Origin of the sequence: Photobacterium chitinilyticum (genome assembly GCF_004104355.1) — a bacterium.
In the GTDB taxonomy this organism is placed as follows: domain Bacteria; phylum Pseudomonadota; class Gammaproteobacteria; order Enterobacterales; family Vibrionaceae; genus Photobacterium; species Photobacterium chitinilyticum.
Genome location: NZ_RJLM01000265.1, coordinates 1 through 368 on the forward strand (window position 1 = coordinate 1; position 368 = coordinate 368).

Annotated in this window: 1 protein-coding gene; it reads right to left on the minus strand. The window is 43.5% G+C overall.

What is annotated here, in order from left to right:
* Positions 1 to 368, minus strand: a 368-nt coding sequence (locus EDI28_RS26670) for a transposase family protein (RefSeq protein ID WP_164918651.1), incomplete at both ends; no start/stop codon positions are given.

Sequence of the window (368 nt, forward strand, 5' to 3'; positions counted from 1 at the left end):
GTGGGCAATCTCAGTCATAGACTGCTTTTCAAGGAGGAGCTGAGCGATTTTTTGTCTCACCATGTTGGAAATCTGGCAATTTTTCTTGACAATGGATGTTTGAGAAACGACCACCTTAAGGCAATTCTTGCACTGAAAGCGGCGCTTTTTGAGATGCAGTACCGTGGGTAAACCCTGACAGTCGAGAAGCGGAATTTTAGAGGCTTTCTGGAAGTCGTATTTGATCATCTTCCCTTGACAATGAGGACAAGGAGGAGCGGGGGAATCCAACTTTGCCTGAACGACTAGATGGGTTTGGTATTTCAGAACAGACAAGATTTTGATATTTTTGTCTTCCAATCCGAGCAAATCTGTGGTATTCTTAAGTT